Source organism: Polaromonas sp. P1_F4, from assembly GCF_056405675.1.
Map to the genome: position 1 here is coordinate 1 of NZ_JBFUBP010000017.1, position 14,729 is coordinate 14,729.

Genomic DNA, 14,729 nt, shown 5'->3' on the forward strand with positions numbered 1-14,729 from the left:
GTTGAAATGTTTGTGATGATGCAATCTCCCCGCGGAAAGACGGAAAGACCCCATGRASCTTTACTGYAGCTTKRTATTGGACTTTGAACAGATCTGTGTAGGATAGGTGGGAGGCTTTGAAGTGTGGTCGCTAGATCGCATGGAGCCAACGTTGAAATACCACCCTGGTGTGTTTGAGGTTCTAACCTAGGTCCATTATCTGGATCGGGGACAGTGCATGGTAGGCAGTTTGACTGGGGCGGTCTCCTCCCAAAGTGTAACGGAGGAGTTCGAAGGTACGCTAGTTACGGTCGGACATCGTGATAATAGTGCAATGGCATAAGCGTGCTTAACTGCGAGACTGACAAGTCGAGCAGATGCGAAAGCAGGACATAGTGATCCGGTGGTTCTGTATGGAAGGGCCATCGCTCAACGGATAAAAGGTACTCTGGGGATAACAGGCTGATACCGCCCAAGAGTTCATATCGACGGCGGTGTTTGGCACCTCGATGTCGGCTCATCTCATCCTGGGGCTGTAGCCGGTCCCAAGGGTATGGCTGTTCGCCATTTAAAGAGGTACGTGAGCTGGGTTTAAAACGTCGTGAGACAGTTTGGTCCCTATCTTCCGTGGGCGCTGCAGATTTGAGGAAGCCTGCTCCTAGTACGAGAGGACCGGAGTGGACGAACCTCTGGTGTATCGGTTGTCACGCCAGTGGCATTGCCGAGTAGCTAAGTTCGGAAGAGATAACCGCTGAAAGCATCTAAGCGGGAAACTCGTTTCAAGATTAGATCTGCCGGGGCCTTGAGCCCCCTAAAGAGTCGTTCAAGACCAGGACGTTGATAGGTCAGGTGTGGAAGCGCAGTAATGCGTTAAGCTAACTGATACTAATTGCTCGTGCGGCTTGACCCTATAACTTTGATTAATTCGAAGTTGTTATGCCAAGTTGACGCATTCAAAAAGCATAGCTCAGCCGCTGTGCAAATCTAAATACAAGCTGATTTACTCTATGAATTCGATGGATTGTTCTTTGGACAATCTGTCAACAAGTTATGCCTGATGACCATAGCAAGTTGGTACCACTCCTTCCCATCCCGAACAGGACAGTGAAACGACTTAGCGCCGATGATAGTGCGGATTCCCGTGTGAAAGTAGGACATCGTCAGGCTCTTACAGCAAGGAACGCCCGGTTGATTTTTGATCAACCGGGCGTTTTCTTTTGTGCGCTTGGTTATTGACCAGGCCACAGAGTTTAAAAAGCCCGCATGAATTCATGCGGGCTTTTGTTTTTGTATTTGTGCAGATTGCTTAAAGCAGGCGTCTAGGTACTCGCCAAGAGGCGATCGGCACAGCAGCGACAAAAATGAATGTCAAAACTCGCTGGCCCGCAGTGATTCAGGTATTCACGATATGCATACCGTCTCTGTTGGCCACGCCGGCAGTCACCAGTTCGTTGCTCAATTGCTCAATCCATGCGCGGGCAGGAATGTCCGCGAAAAATTTGGCTTTGATCTGCATGAAATAAGGCGTTTCCAAGGCCCATTTTGCAAAGTCGTTGAAATCCTKGCGTTGGGTTTCGAGCAATTTGAATTTCAGCAGAACCTTGGCCGCATGGTGTGCATGTCTGGGCGGGTTGCTGACAAATGAATTCAACCGCTGGCGCGCCCGCGCTAGCGTTTCGGGCGTATATGCAAACACACGGCCGTGCCCGGGAATGACGGTCTTGGGGTTCAACTGCTCAATGACGTCTAAGGTCGCGGCGACCTCCGTGAATGCATTGGTACCTTCAAGCTCGGGAAACACCACGCCGAAGCCGTTTTCCCACAAAGCATCGGCTGAAATAAGTACACGACTATTGGGGTGAAAAAAAATCAGCGAATGTGGATCATGCCCAGGCGCCGCATGAATCTGCCACATCTCGGACCCGAACCGCATGGAACCTCCCGGCTTCATCGCATCAGTGAAAGTGAACCGTGGGCACAGCTGACCGGTCGGAAAATAAGTCAGCGCCACGGGATCCCAGTCGGCTACTTGTTGCGCATGGCCAGGAGGAATAAGAGTGTGCAGATCGGGATAACGCGCCTGCAAAGCAGCATTGCCGCCGCAGTGATCGCTGTGCAGGTGCGTGTTGACGAGAATATCGAGAGGGCGGGACCCAAGGACGGATTCGATCAACGACAGCGTTTGCGGTGCGTGCGTGCAATAACCACTGTCAACCAGCAAGGTTTTTTCACCGCCGGTGAAAAGAATATTGTTTGCAGAGAGCCAGCCGCGCTCAAAAACCTGCATTCCTGGGGGTAAATCAGGCTTGGCCATCAGAAGCTACCAAGCCCTGCAGCACTTCAGACCGCCGTTCGCAGTTCACGCCTGAGGATTTTTCCAACGTTGGTTTTGGGTAAGTCATCGCGAAATTCAATGTATTTGGGTCGCTTGTACCCAGTAAGGTGCTGTTTGCAATAGGCGCTCACATCATCTTCGGTCAGTGTAGGGTCATTTTTCACCACAAAAACCTTGATAGCTTCGCCCTGTTTGTCGTCGGCAATGCCGATGGCTGCGCACTCAACAACGCCGGGGCACAGGGAAATGACGTTCTCAAGTTCATTGGGGAACACATTGAAGCCCGAAACAATGATCATGTCCTTCTTGCGATCGATGATCTTGGTGTAGCCGCGTTCGTCCATGATGCCAATATCACCGGTGCGCATGAAACCATCGGAGGTGAACGCCTTTTTGTTCTCTTCAGGCTGCTGGTAATAGCCCGTCATGACTTGCGGACCCTTGATACAGATCTCGCCGGATTCGCCAAGTGCGAGCGATAGGCCATCGTCATCCTTGATGGCGATTTCGATGCTGGGCAACGGCAGGCCGATGGTGCCGGTGAACTCCTTGTTCATCACCGGATTGTTGGTGCCGATGGCGCAAGTCTCGCTCATGCCCCAGCCTTCAATCATGGGGCAACCTGTGACCTGCAACCAGTGTTTCGCCGTACCTTCGGACGCGGCCATGCCACCCGCCTGCGAAACACAAAGGGCGGAGAAATCTACCGTCTTGAACTGAGGGTGCTGAAGCAGCGCGTTAAAAAGCGTGTTGACGGCCGGCAACATGTGAAACGGACGCTTCTTGAGCACCTCGATGAATTTACCGAAGTCACGCGGATTCGGAATGAGTGTCAGATGAGCTCCCCAACGAATCGAGAGCAGGCATAGCGTCAGCGCGAAGATGTGATACAGCGGCAACGCTGCGATGTTGTTTGTCTTGCTGACATCGCCTATCCGCTCTAGGGCCGGCGTGAACCATTCTTCGGCCTGAAGAATGGCCGCAACGATATTGCGATGCGTGAGCACAGCACCTTTTGAGAGTCCGGTTGTCCCGCCGGTGTATTGCAAAAAGGCGATTGAATCCAGTGTGGTCTGCGCAGGCCTGAGGGGCAGGCGACTGCCTTCGGCAACTGCGCGATTGAAGGCAGTCACGGTGCGCCCGCTTGCAAGCGGCAATTTGTAGGCGGGCACCAGTTTGGCCAGGTGGCGGACTGCAAATGTGATCCATTGGCCATACCAGAAGCCCAGCAAGTCGCCCATGGACGCCATCACGACGTTCTTCACCGGTGTGCGCTCAATCACTTCGGCCAGCGTGGCCGCAAAGTTCTCCAGAATGATGATGGTTGTGGCCCCGGAGTCGCGTAGCTGGTGCTCCAGTTCGCGGGCGGTGTAAAGCGGGTTGACGTTGACGCAGGTATAGCCTGCCCGCAGGATTGCCGACATGGTGACTGCAAACTGCGGAACATTGGGCAGCATGATCGCAACCCGCGCCCCGCTCTCAAGACCCAAGCCCTGCAGCCAGGCGCCCAAAGCTGACGACAGTTCATCGAGCTGTCCGTACGTCATCCAGCGATCCATGCAAACCGAAAACGGCTTGGCCGCATTCTTCTTGAACGAGTCTTCCAGCAGATGATTCAACGAGCGGAACTGCTCGGTGTCGATCTCGTGTGAAACGCCTGCGGGATAACTGTTGAGCCAATGCTTGTTCATACACACTCCTTCGGCCCATTGTGAAAGCCGCACAGTGGAATCCGTATGGGGCTTGTCCTAATGCCAGCGTGACATTACGGTCCAGCAGCCAGCAAATGGCCCAATCTGGTCTCGCAGGTGACAGCATCGTCCGTGAACAGGGTATGAATCCAGGCCGTCTCACGGTCCTTGATCAAGCGCAGGAACTCGTCGGCTCCGCGCATATTGGCAAAGGCGTCAAAGCCGGTTTCCAGAAAGTGCTGCAGGGAGTTCAACCCTGCCGCGGCAGCCGGCCCCCTCATCATCTTGAGCAGCGTGCGAAGGCCGAACGTCCGCGTCAGGCGATTGAGTTCGTCCCCAAGGTGCAGGACAACTTCAAGTTGCCGGGTGCGTGCGGCCACATCCCCGACCCGTCGCCAGCACCGGATGTATCTCCCGCAATCGCTGCTTTCCGGGATGGCTGCAGAGTCCGCCAGCCATTCCCGCGCCATCAGGTCGTCGAGTTTCTCCGTCAACGCGTGCACTTCTGCCAGCGCGGCGGCCGTGCTGACAACAGGTTGCGGGAAAAGTTTGGCGATGGTGCTTGCGATGCGCGCAAACTGCTGGTCGCGCTCGGCATAGTCTTTGTCGCTGTACAGCTCCTGCAGGAAGAAAGTGGCCGCAGTTTTATACCGGGGGCTGTGCAGCAGGTCCGAGTAAGTGGCCTGAAAACGGCGCGCCTGGAACCGCTTGACTTCCGCACTGGCCCTGGCCAGCGGTGGGTCTGCCGCGTGCTGCTGCCGAAGCTGCGCAACGGTTTGCAGCGCGTGATGAATTTGTTGTGCGGATGCGTCCATACAAACCCGGAGTTTATCTAGGTACGGCCCCCTATAGAAACCTAAATGCGCATGAGAAACTTCCCGGATGCAAAGAAGAACGCTTCTCAAGCTCGGTGCCGCGTCGGCGGCCGTGCTGGTTGTCGCCGGCGGCGCTGCTGCTTTGCTGCAGCCTGGCCTGGCCCGAGGAGTCTTGACCCACTCGGGGCGTGAAGTCTTTTCCGCCGTGGGCCGCGCCGTTCTGGATACGACGCTGCCCGCAGACGCCGGCCCGCGCGAGATCGCGCTGCAGGGCCTGCTCAGCCGGATCGACATCCTGGTGCAATCCCTTCCGCCTCATGCGCAGGCGGAGTTGTCCCAGCTGCTGGCATTGCTGGCCAGTGCTGCCGGCCGGCATGCGCTGGCCCGCTTGAGCCAGCCTTGGCCCGAAGCCTCTGTTGCAAAAATCCAGCAGGCGCTTCAGGACATGCGCCTGTCAAGCCTCGCGCTGCGCCAGCAGGCTTATGCCGCCCTGCACGACATCACGGCCGGCGCGTATTTTTCCGAACCGTCCAGCTGGGCGATGTTGGGCTATCCCGGCCCCGTCAAAATCTGAAGACACCGAAAGCAGCATGAGTCAATTGAAAGACCCGATCCGCGAAGGCATTGCGCGCGGCTGGAAAGTCATGGGTGGGGCGCTGGGCCCGGTGCCTGAAAAAATCACCTGTGACGTCGCCATCATCGGCAGCGGCGCCGGCGCCGGAGTCACGGCCGAGCTGCTGGCCAAGGCCGGCTTGCAGGTGGTGATCGTTGAAGAAGGCCCGCTTAGAAGCAGCTCGGATTTCAACCAGAAAGAATCAGAGGCCTATCCTTCGCTCTACCAAGAAAGCGCCGCCCGCAAAACAGCAGACAAGGCCATCAACATCCTGCAGGGGCGCTGCGTGGGTGGCTCCACCACGGTGAACTGGACCAGTTCTTTCCGTACACCCGCTTCCACGCTTCGATTCTGGCAAGACAGGTTTGGCCTGGGCGGTTACACCGTGGAAGCGCTTGCACCGTATTTCGCACAGGCCGAGCAGCGGCTGAACATCACGCCCTGGCTGGTTCCGCCGAACGAGAACAACGACCTGTTGCGCAGGGGGGCCGCCAAACTGGGCATTCCCGCTTCGGCGATCTCCCGCAACGTCAAGGGTTGCTGGAACCTTGGCTCTTGCGGATTGGGTTGCCCCACCAATGCCAAGCAGTCCATGTTGGTCACCACCATTCCTGCCGCGCTCGACCGTGGCGCGCAACTGCTGACTGAAACTCGCGCAGAAAGCCTTGAGCTGGCCAATGGCAGGGTCACCGCGCTGATATGCCGGGGTGTAGAGCCAAATGGGGCTCCGGCCCAATCAGGACGAGCGCAAGCAGCTATCAAAATAAGAGCAAAACACTATGTGCTGGCCGGTGGTGCCATCAACTCGCCAGCCGTCCTGTTGCGCTCCGGAGCGCCCGACCCGCACGGCGTGCTGGGTGGCCGGACATTCCTGCACCCGGTCGTGATGTCCTCCAGTGTGTTTGACCAGAAAGTGGAGGCCTGGAACGGTGCGCCGCAAACCATTTACTCCGACCATTTCCTGGAAACCCAGGCGATTGACGGACCGATCGGCTACAAGCTGGAGGCCCCACCTCTGCACCCGATTATCTTTGCGTCGACCGTCCCGGGCTTCGGCCAGGGTCAGCACGACCTGCTCAAGTCTTTTCCCTACAACCACACGCTGCTGGCCTTGCTCCGTGACGGCTTTCATGAAGAGTCGCCAGGCGGCCAGGTGAAGCTGCGCGCCGACAACTCCGCCGTGCTGGACTATCCACTGACGGACTACGTCATGGAGGGCGGACGCAGGGCTCTGCTGTCCATGGTGGAAATCCAGTTTGCAGCGGGTGCCAAACAGGTTTTGCCGCTGCACGAAATGGCCAAGCCCTATACCTCTTGGGCCGAGGCACGAACTGCGGTCAGTGCCTTGCCCATGAAGCCGATGCTCACGCGGGTGGTGAGCGCCCATGTCATGGGCGGCTGCAGCCTTGCGGGCGCTGAACGACAGGGCGTTACCCGGCCCGACGGCGTGCACTGGCAGCTCGAAAATCTTTCGATTCACGACGGCTCGCTTTTCCCCACCAGCATCGGCGCCAATCCGCAACTGTCCATCTACGGCGCTGTGAATCGCCTGGCGCAAGGCCTCGCCAAAAAACTGTCGGGCAAGGATGTCACACTGGCCTGAGATACTGCGGGTTTGATCTCGCGCCGATTCATTCATGCTGGCTCAACTGCAAAGATTCATCACCCTGACCCTGGTCGCCGCAGCTTTCGGCTGGCTGTTCTGGTTCCGCAGCAGCTCTCCCGCGCTGGCCGTCACCGGCTTTCTGCTGATTGCACTGGGGTACACCGGTTTCCTCGCGCTTGAGTTTTTGCTCCTTCGGTACATCAACAAGGCAGATTCGGCGCCCCAACCCACCTGGGTAGAACTTCTGCGCGCATGGCTGGGTGAGACATTGACGGCTCCCCGTGTGTTCTGCTGGCGCCAGCCCTTTCGCTCCAATGCGGTTCCGGACAGAGTCTTGCCGGCCGAGACAGCCCAAGGCCGCCGCGGCGTGGTGTTTGTGCACGGGTTCTTCTGCAATCGTGGCTTGTGGACACCCTGGCTCAAGCAGGTTCAAGGCAGTGGACGCGCCTTTGTCGCTGTCAATCTCGAACCCCTGTTCGGCTCCATAGACGACTACGCCCCCCAAATTGACGACGCAGTTATACGGGTCACCCAAGCCACCGGCCTTGCGCCCCTGCTGATATGCCACAGCATGGGCGGGTTGGCCGCCAGGGCCTGGCTCAAGCGCATGAAGGCCGAAGCCCGGGTGCATCATGTCGTCACCATCGGCACACCGCACCGCGGAACCTGGCTGGCCCGCTTTGGGCATGGCCACAATGGGCGCCAGATGCGCCTCCTGTCCGACTGGCAGGCCCAGCTGGACCATGAGATGCCTGCGCACCGACATACGCTGTTTACCTGCTGGTACTCCAACTGCGACAACATTGTGTTCCCGACCTCCACGGCCACCTTGCCTGGCGCCGACAATCGCCTGGTTCGCGGCGCGGCCCATGTGCAGATGGCATTTTTGCCGGACGTCATGAACGCTACCCTGGCCATGCTGGACAGTGATCCGGCTTGAACCGGCGTAAACGACGCTTGCCGTCAGCCCCTTAAGCCTTCCCGGTCGGCAATCGGCGTTGCCGATGTGAATTTCTCACAAAAAAGACACGGCATATTCACTATCTACATTGGGCCGGGCTTTTTATGCTCATCTATTTGTAGGATGGAGCAAGCCCTTGACACTCTATGCAATGCCCAATACCAGCCTGTTGGAGGCTGGCCGACCGCTGCCGCCTCTGCTGGAACCCGAGTCTGATTCCACGCCTGCGCTGCTGGCCCTGCTGGTCGATGAGCTGGCGCACGGGGTGTTCGTTGTCAGCGCCCAGGGGCGGATTTTGCACGCGAATCAAATCGCCCGGCGCGAACTTGAGCGCTCTGTTGTTCTGGGGGTGGACAGGGGGGAGTTGAAGATCCTCATGCAGGCAGATGCCAAGGCCTTCCAGATTGCCATGGGCAAAGCAGGTGCCGGAAAACGCAGCCTGATCAGGCTGGTGGCCGACGGCGTGGACTTTACCCTGGCTGTGGTGCCACTGCATCGCAATGCAGGCAGCCCCTGTGAGCGCATTGCCCTCTTTTTGTCTCGAGTGGGCGTGAGCGAGTCGGGTGTTTTTGGCTCCTTTGCCCGCAGTCACGGTCTCACGCATACGGAGGAGCAGGTGCTGGTTTTCCTTTGCCGCTGCCTGAGCACGCCGGAAATCGCCCTCCAGATGAAAGTTGCGGTTTCCACCGTGCGCAGCCATGTGCGCAGCCTTTGCGCCAAGACCGCCTCCAGCGGCGTTCGTGAACTGGTCAATCGGGTGGCGATTTTGCCGCCTATTGCCCCCCTGCCGCTCGGACAAATCCACTGATAGATGCCCCGTACGTCCCGGCGACGTGCTAGATTACGGGTGATCATGAGTTCACCACCACCTTCCGATGAGGGGCTGTATGCCCATTTGATTCCCGAATTGCGCACGCTCGCCCTGCGAGGCGTGGTGCGAACTTACCCCAAAAAAGCCGTTGTGATCAACGAAGGGGAAATCGGCGACAACCTGTTTGTTCTGCTCAAGGGCAGTGTCAAGGTCTTCGCCATGGACGAAAGCGGCCGGGAAATTACCTACGGCAGGATTCATTCGGGCGACTATTTTGGGGAAATGTCGCTGGATGGCGGACCCCGCTCGGCTTCAGTTATTACCCTTGAGCCTTGTACCTGTGCGGTGCTCAGTCGTACCGATGTGAGCGAACACTTGGGCGATGAGCCAGGATTCGCGATCAATCTCGTGGTTCAGGTGATTCGCAGGGCACGTGCTGCTACAGAAGCGGCGCGCAACATGGCGCTGCTCGATGTGTACGGACGGCTGATTGCCGTGCTCGAAGGACATAACGATGCGGTGGAGCGCGACGCTGCCAATGAAGCTGTCACTCTTGAATCAATCACCCATCAGGAGATTGCCAGCCGCGTCGGCGCCTCCCGCGAAATGGTCAGTCGCCTTTTAAAGGACCTGGAAAAAGGCGGTTACATCGAAATGGGCACCAAACGCATCACGCTGCTCAAAAAGCTACCCAACCGCTGGTAGTGTCTGATGTCTGCAAAGGCCGCCGGTGGATTCCACTGGCGGCCTTTTGCATTTTCAAACGAACTTTGATGGGACTTGCCGCCCCATTTACTCGTCTTTTTCGCACCTATAGCGGCAGTAAACCATCGCCTTGCAGCTGCGGATCGGGATGCGGTGGCGGAGTTGGACCCGGTGGTGGCTTGCCGTTCGCCACCCAGCGCGCCAGCTGCGGCGCCGCTGTACTCGTGCCGATGAGCCGCACGACGCTAGCGCCTCGCGTGCCGGCCGCCAGCAGGCCCGGCAGGCTCCGGCTTACGTCCGTCACAGCGGCACAGTCCGGGCCCACAGCTGGCCCGCGAGTTGGGCCGGCCGAGGAATAGAGAACATGCTTCTTGTCGCTGTAACGGTATCCCGCAGCAACCAAGGCGGCATTGCCCGTGGCGATGCCGGTCAGCGTGCCGCGACGCCGTACGAGCGCCGGGCTGCCTGGCGTGTCGTCCGTAGCTGCTTTCAGGTAGCGCAGAGGGTCATAGAACGGGTCGACAAAATGCGACTGCCGCCCCCGGGCAAGCGTGCCGAGATTGAAGTCGTCCCGATCTATCCATGCGTGCACGGGTTTGGCGGTGGCCGCCACTCCCTTGTTACGAACTTCAATGGCCCAGAGGCCATGCGGCACGATGGGTTGGGCCGGTTTGAAAGTCGTCGACGGCGCGAGGGCGATTAGCACCATGGTGCCGAGGGTGCCGCGCGAAGTATGCGGCGCATAAACGATACCGCACGAGGGGTGAGAGGTATCGGGCCACACTTTGGCGGAACCAGCCGTCATCCAGGGGCTGGCCGTTCCGTCTGGCGGGGTGAGTTTGACTTCCAGCTGCGTCGCACCCTGCGGAAACCAGAGCTGGACAAAAGTTGGCGTCTCATCTCCCGGCATGATGTGCCAGTGCAGTGTTTTGGAGCCCTGCGCCTTGAGCTTGAACATCGCATGCCCACGCTCGGAAAAGCTGTTACCCGCAGCCAGAGTCAGCGTGAGATGGGGAAACTCCGCTCCAAGCTCATCAAAGGCTTTTTCCAGCATGCCGGTACCGTCATTCGGCCCGCGTTGCGGCCCGAAGCTCAGGTTGATGACGACCTGTTCGGTGTATTCATCGGCGCAGCTCAGGATGTAGCGCAAACCATCCAACACGTGCAGGTCAAGCCATGCCCCGGAAGGGTCCTGCAGGCAGGCCCGCGGCAACTGCACAAACACCACGCCAGCTTCGTCACTGGACGCCGTATCGTCGCCCTTGGCCCAGGTCGGCGGCATGGTGCGCGTGCCCACCAGTGAACCCACCGGCACAGCACCGGCGAAGACATCGGTGACATGGGCGCCGTGCGTCGCCGCCCGTCGCAGGCGGTCGTACCGGGCCGTGGCATAGCAAGCGTCTTCGTTGACCGCGTTGAATTGCGTAAAGGTGTCGATCAGTTGCTCAAGCTGTGCGCCGGTGACCTCATGACCCCTGCCAAAGTCTACCGGCACCTGTCCCTGCTGCGCAAATGCGCCACTTTGGTCCTGATCCCACAGGCGGCGCACCCGCGTATTGCCGGCTGAATCGCGCAAGTGATACTGGGCAAAGGCGCAGCCGTCGTCGATCACGCCGATGAGCGTTTTGCGCGCGATGCCGCGCTGTACCGCAGGCCCGCAATTCGGTGCGACCGGCGGCTTGTATTTGGGGCGTTCCGGTACCACCGGCAGACTAATCTCCGCGCGCGCCACCACATCCTTCAGGCTGGTTTTCAGTCGCTTGAAAAAGGCTGGCCCGGGCCAGGCCGTGATGAATCGGGGCGAGGGTGCACCGCTACGGTAGGGCGCCGGAATATCCGACAGCTGCAGGCCACCACCGGAATGGGCAACCAGGTCGGCTACGGTCTTGCCGGCCTTGAGCTCGATCAGGGTAGCGAGCTTGCCGTCAGCGGGTGTTCCGCCGTAGGCTGAAAATCCCGAACCATCGGCCCAGACCAGGTAGGGGTCCAGGTTTTTCAGCGGGTCCGGCTGTGCCCAGTCGACGTAGGATCCGTGGTGGATGGGCTGCCAGCTCATTTGAACCTCACATGTTCCCACTCTTTCAATGCGCGGTCCCACATGTAGCGCAGCACGCCAGAGGCGGCGGCCGACTCCTTGCTGCCGAACGGCTTGTAATAGTCAGGCGCGTTCGGACCATCCAGCGGCTGTGTAGGCGGCATTAAGTCTTCATGCCCTGTCATCACGGTGCCGTCGAAGAAGCGTGGCGTCCATTTACGCCCCGACTTGCATCGCGCCACAAGGTATTCACCCAGCGTTTCGCCGAGCAGGCGGCCTGCCATGCTGTCGACCGGAAAGTGCACGCCCGCCACCACCCGGTTGGTCGCAATGCGCGCTGCCTGGCGCTGTAACTGGATACTGATCGGATGGGAGTCCGGCAGGTCCAGCAAGTGCTGAAGCACATGAGCCACGATGTAGGCCTGCGTTGAATGTCCGCTGGGCAGGCTGCCGTGCCCGGGCGTGGTGATGATGGGTTGAACCTGCGCCGAGTATTCGATGGGGCGCCAGCAGGCCAGCGCATGCTTGAACTGCATCTCCACGTTCACTGCCAGCAGCATGGATATGTTTATCAGCTCCAACGTACGTGGCGTCCGGGATGGATGTAGATACAGCACGGAGGCCCAAAAGGCAAACTGGGGATCAATCTGTGCCGTTATTTCCAAAGTCCTTTCTTCGCGCAAATCAGCCCAGGACAATACTTTTTTGACCTGCTCCTTGAACGCGTGAACACTTGGGCGGCTAAGCCTTGCCAGCGGTTTCGGCGTTACCGTGATGGGCGGCGGCGCGTCAGCTGGGGAGCCTACGTGAGTCTCTATGTGCCATATGCCGGCGCCCTGTGCGCCAATCTTTGAAAAGCTCAGCGGTTCCAGCAACTCGGCCTGGCACACGTAAGCGCGGACCCATGGTTCCCAGCGCTGCATTGCTTCGGGGTCATTGACGGTCGGAAGGACGACGGGATAAGAGCCCTCATCTAGTGGGACCATGGTGGCGTCCCGGCTGGAGACCAGCGCGTAGGGGTTCATCGGAAAAATCTGCGGGTTTGTCAGTGGAAGCGTCCCGAACAGTCCCGCCACCCCTCCTGCCCCTCCAGCGCCCCCGGCTCCTCCAGCGCCACCTGCACCGCCGGCCCCTCCAGCGCCACCTGCACCACCCGCACCGCCAAGAATTGAAGCTAAGCTCATTAATATCTCCAAAAGAAAAATTTATTCAGGAAGTCCCGCTATACGCAAAGCATCCGCCCACTCCCTGCCGGTTGCGTATGACGAACTTGGGTTTCGACTTTGGTAGCTCGTCACCGTCAGTGTTGGGTCTAGCACCCGCAATTTTTTAAGGGTCTCTATTGCTGCACCGATTTGCCCTGTTTGAACCTGCGCGATCGTCAATACCCGCAGGGTCGACGAGTGAAGCCGGTTCGCCTGGAGTGACTTGTTCGCGAGATCAATTGCCAACTCGTAGCGGCCTGCCGACAAGGCTGCGGTCGCTGTGAGAGAGTCGTAAAAATAACGTAGAGGGTCTAGCGGCGATAGCTTTAGTGCCTTCTCTGCGTGCGCCAGTCCTGCTACGCCTTCGTTCTTAAATGCGTGCAGGACACCCTTAAACAACCATGCCAAAGAGTCATTGGGATTGACGGACAGCGCCAGGTCGTAGCGCTCCAACGCGCCGTCCAGGTCTTTAAGCATGTGGCAGTGCACAAAGCCTTCCACGGCTAGCGCGAGGGAACAACTGGGGTCTACATCGAGGGCCCGCTGGGTTTGTTCAAGCGCGCGCTTGGTTTCATCCTGGCCTCCCGACGACAATCCCCGGGTGACTTGCAGCACATGCCACTTGGCTAACCAGGCACGGGGCGTCGGGAGCCGGCGGTGCCGGTCGATCAAATACTCAAGCATTTCCCTCACCCGGTCGAATTCGCTGCGGGTTGACCGGTGCATCAGCGAAATGGCGCCCAGCAGTAGCGTGGAGCTCTCCAGATTGGGCATCGGTCGACTGGTGGCGCGCTGCATTTCCGTGCGCACTACATGCGCGCCGAGCTGCGTCACCACTTCGGCAGTGATCTTGTCTTCTCCCTGGAGGACTTCCTGAACAGTGCTGCGCAGGCTTTCACCCCAAACGGCCCGACCTGTGCGCGCCTCGATGAGTTCGGCCACCAGAATCAGTTGGCCGCCTGAGACGCGGTAGGCACCGGACAACACGTAGTCTGCGTTCAGGTGGCTTTGTAATTGCGGCAGACTGGTGTCGCGACCTCGCAAAGAGGTGGTCGATAGCCGGGAAATGACATTGAGGTCAGGCGTGCGCGAGAGAGCTGCGATGATCTCCTCCGCTAGGATTTCCCCCAGCACTGCATCGTCGGGACCGGAAGTGCGGGCGGTGAAAGGAATGACAGCAATGGTCGGCCGTAGTTCTGTCACATCAACCGGTAGGTTGATGAAAACAGGGGCTTTGCCCGGAGGCGCGACACGATAAGCATGAATCGGTTTTTCGACGTGCTTGAGATAGCACTCACCCATGTCCTCAATATCGGCATCCAGTGACGGCACCAGCCGGTCGCGCAGTTCAGCGGAAACGACGATGTCATTGGGGCCGGCCAGCGTGCAGAAACGGGCCGTGAGGTTGACGTCGGTGCCGTAGATGTCGTGTTGGTCGGTCACGAAATTCGCGACGTGGCCGCCCATGCGCAAGTGCATTTGCAGTGTTGACGTAATGCCCGTGTTGGCCTGTTCGCTGAAGTATTGCATCGCGAATGCGGCTTTTACGCAACCTTGGGCGTTGGCGAATTCGAGCATCAGGCCATCACCCAGACTTTTAACGATGCGTCCGCCATGCAGCGGCAGAATTTGCTGCTCAATCTGCTGTACCAATTCTTGCCACCGCCGCACAAAACCATCTTGATCCTGCTCCATGATCCTGACGGACTCCACCACATCCATGACCAGCAGCACCTTCGTGCTTCGGTTCATGTGTACCGGTAATTCCATCAGGGAGTGCATCGTAAGCGGTGTAACAATTTTTTACCTCCTCATTTTGTAGGAGGAAGTGCGTGTAATAAACACCTGATGTGCTACGGGCACCTCTGTTGCCTCGCAGTGTTGTATCAGTGTTGAATTGTCGCTCATTCAGGGGAGTGAGCATCAATCAATAGTTCACATAAACTTCGCGTTGTGCGATTAAGGGCCGGTAG

11 protein-coding genes and 2 rRNA genes are annotated in these 14,729 nt (G+C 58.6%); 7 read left to right on the forward strand and 6 right to left on the reverse strand.

Features of this window, described 5'->3' with window-relative positions; genetic code table 11:
* A 23S ribosomal RNA gene (locus tag AC1DYQ_RS22400) occupies positions 1–889 on the forward strand; the annotation flags it as partial.
* Positions 890–1,032: 143 nt separating this feature from the next.
* Positions 1,033–1,145, forward strand: a 5S ribosomal RNA gene (gene rrf / locus AC1DYQ_RS22405).
* Positions 1,146–1,372: 227 nt separating this feature from the next.
* On the opposite strand, the gene AC1DYQ_RS22410 is transcribed toward rrf, so the two are convergent.
* The 3 genes from AC1DYQ_RS22410 to AC1DYQ_RS22420 form a co-directional block, all read right to left on the reverse strand.
* Positions 1,373–2,293: an MBL fold metallo-hydrolase gene (locus AC1DYQ_RS22410; RefSeq protein ID WP_477688650.1), complete on the reverse strand. Its 921-nt coding sequence runs from the start codon at positions 2,291–2,293 to the stop codon at positions 1,373–1,375.
* Positions 2,294–2,319: 26 nt separating this feature from the next.
* Positions 2,320–4,005, reverse strand: coding sequence for an AMP-binding protein (locus AC1DYQ_RS22415; protein ID WP_477688651.1), 1,686 nt, complete (start codon positions 4,003–4,005; stop codon positions 2,320–2,322).
* A gap of 74 nt (positions 4,006–4,079) precedes the next feature.
* On the reverse strand, positions 4,080–4,820 hold the full coding sequence (locus AC1DYQ_RS22420; protein WP_477688652.1) for a DUF8198 family protein: 741 nt from the start codon (positions 4,818–4,820) through the stop codon (positions 4,080–4,082).
* A gap of 67 nt (positions 4,821–4,887) precedes the next feature.
* Between AC1DYQ_RS22420 and AC1DYQ_RS22425 the strand changes: the two genes are divergently transcribed.
* The 5 genes from AC1DYQ_RS22425 (at position 4,888) to AC1DYQ_RS22445 (ending at position 9,516) form a co-directional block, all read left to right on the forward strand.
* Positions 4,888–5,394 carry a hypothetical protein gene (locus AC1DYQ_RS22425; RefSeq protein WP_477688653.1) on the forward strand — a complete coding sequence of 169 codons (507 nt, stop codon included), beginning with the start codon at positions 4,888–4,890 and terminating at the stop codon, positions 5,392–5,394.
* A 16-nt stretch (positions 5,395–5,410) separates the two neighbouring features.
* Positions 5,411–7,036, forward strand: coding sequence for a GMC family oxidoreductase (locus tag AC1DYQ_RS22430; protein ID WP_477688654.1), 1,626 nt, complete (start codon positions 5,411–5,413; stop codon positions 7,034–7,036).
* 34 nt (positions 7,037–7,070) lie between these two features.
* Complete coding sequence (locus tag AC1DYQ_RS22435; protein WP_477688655.1) at positions 7,071–7,979, forward strand: esterase/lipase family protein; 909 nt, start codon at positions 7,071–7,073, stop codon at positions 7,977–7,979.
* A gap of 157 nt (positions 7,980–8,136) precedes the next feature.
* Entirely contained in the window at positions 8,137–8,808 is a 672-nt protein-coding gene (locus AC1DYQ_RS22440; RefSeq protein WP_477688656.1) for a helix-turn-helix transcriptional regulator, read from the forward strand.
* Positions 8,809–8,853: 45 nt separating this feature from the next.
* Complete coding sequence (locus AC1DYQ_RS22445; RefSeq protein WP_477688657.1) at positions 8,854–9,516, forward strand: Crp/Fnr family transcriptional regulator; 663 nt, start codon at positions 8,854–8,856, stop codon at positions 9,514–9,516.
* 106 nt (positions 9,517–9,622) lie between these two features.
* On the opposite strand, the gene AC1DYQ_RS22450 is transcribed toward AC1DYQ_RS22445, so the two are convergent.
* From AC1DYQ_RS22450 to AC1DYQ_RS22460, 3 genes are all read right to left on the reverse strand, one after another.
* Entirely contained in the window at positions 9,623–11,572 is a 1,950-nt protein-coding gene (locus AC1DYQ_RS22450) for a S8/S53 family peptidase (protein ID WP_477688658.1), read from the reverse strand.
* Positions 11,569–12,111 (reverse strand): phosphatase PAP2 family protein, encoded by a 543-nt coding sequence (locus AC1DYQ_RS22455; RefSeq protein WP_477688659.1) that lies wholly within the window; start codon positions 12,109–12,111, stop codon positions 11,569–11,571. Before AC1DYQ_RS22455 ends, AC1DYQ_RS22450 begins: the two co-directional genes overlap by 4 nt.
* Before the next feature lie 645 nt (positions 12,112–12,756).
* A complete protein-coding gene (locus AC1DYQ_RS22460; RefSeq protein ID WP_477688660.1) occupies positions 12,757–14,508 on the reverse strand; it encodes an adenylate/guanylate cyclase domain-containing protein in 1,752 nt (583 codons plus the stop codon).
* Positions 14,509–14,729: the final 221 nt, after the last annotated feature.